This is a genomic window from Clavibacter sp. MX14-G9D (assembly GCF_032917815.1).
Taxonomy (GTDB): Bacteria; Actinomycetota; Actinomycetes; order Actinomycetales; family Microbacteriaceae; genus Clavibacter; species Clavibacter michiganensis_K.
The window spans coordinates 1-1,436 of the sequence record NZ_JAVCVL010000356.1 but is presented as its reverse complement, the minus strand read 5'-3'; the positions used below and the strand labels follow the sequence as shown (position 1 = coordinate 1,436).

The 1,436-nt window shown below is 78.8% G+C and carries 1 protein-coding gene; it reads right to left on the bottom strand.

Going from position 1 to position 1,436, the window contains the following annotated elements; translation table 11 throughout:
* The coding region (locus Q6969_RS15580; RefSeq protein ID WP_317231256.1) for a UvrD-helicase domain-containing protein at window positions 1-1,380 on the bottom strand (1,380 nt) is incomplete at its 3' end.
* Between the last annotated feature and the right edge of the window lie 56 nt (window positions 1,381-1,436).

Here is a 1,436-nt window from a genome sequence, read left to right as displayed (position 1 = left end):
GTCGAGTCCGCCGAGGGGGCCGGTGGCGAGGGCCGACGCGACCTCGGGGGTGAGTGCCACGCGCCCGAGGGCGACGTCGACGCCGCCGATGAGCGCGAGGGCGGCGAGGTCGTCGCGCAGGGCACGACCGGCGACCGCGGTGCGCGTGGGCACCTCGGCGGTCGCGAGGCTGCGGGCGACCTGCGGCACGAGGGACCCGGACCGCACCAGCACGACCATGCGCGCCCACGGCACCCCGCCGAGCAGGTGCTCCTCGCGCAGGCGACGGGCGAGGCGCGCCAGCTCGATCGCGCGTGTCGGCGCCTCGATGACCTGGATCGGGTCCGGCCCGTCCACCCGTCCGGGCGCCGAGGCCGCCTGCCGCTGTCGTCCGGCGCCCGCCGCGCCGATGCGCGCCGTGACGGCCGAGGTGAGCGCGCGGAGCGCGGGCGGCTGCCGGTGCACGCGGTCGAGGACCAGGGTGCGGAGGTCGGGCAGGCCGAGGACGCTGGACAGCCGTCCCAGCGCCGCGGACTCGGCGCCGCGGAAGGTGGCGGCCGCGACGTCGGGGTCGCCGAACGCGACCACGTCGGCGCCGCGGGCCGCGAGCGCGCGCAGCAGGGAGAGCGTGGCCACCGTCGCCTCGTGGAGGTCGTCGACGACCACCAGCCGGATCCCCGTGAGCGCCTCCCCGCGCGACACCACGAGCACGGCCTCCGCGAGGAGCTCCGCGCTGTCGAGGTGGTCCCCCCGGAACGCGTCGACCACGTCCTCGTACTCGCGCGCGAAGTCGGCCGCCGCGATCCACTCGGGGACGCCGTGCACCCGTCCGAGCCCGGCGAGGGCGTCCGGGCGGACGCCCTCCTCCGTCGCCCGCATCAGCAGCTCGCGCAGCTCGGTGCGGAACGCGCGCAGCCGACGCACCTCGGCGCCCAGCGGATCGGGCCACGCGGGCCCGGTGCCCAGCTCCTCGTGCCCGGCGAGGAGGTCCGCGATGATCTGGTCCTGCTCGGCGCCCGTGAGCAGCCGCGGCGGCTCGGTGCCCGTGTCGGCGGCGCGGCGGGCGAGCACCTCGAAGGCGACCGACGTGGCGGTGCGCGCGAGGGGCCCGAGCGTGGGAACGCCCACCCGGAGGGCGAGCTCGTCGCGGAGGCGGGTGGCGGCGGCGCGGGACGGCGCGAGCACGAGGACCTCGGCGGGGTCGAGCCCCTGCGCGAGGATGCGCTCGGCCACCAGCTCGCGCAGCACGGTCGTGCGGCCCGATCCGGGTGCGCCGATGACCGCGGCGCTCGTGCCGACGGGCAGCTCCAGCACGGCGCGCTGCGACGGGTCGAGCTCGACGGCGGGTTCCGCGCCGCCGGCGACGGAGGCGGACGGCTGGCGGAATCCCCGGATGGTCACGCGCCCACGCTACCGGCGGCCTCCGACGTCGGCGGCCCCGCGGACCCGCCCGCGAC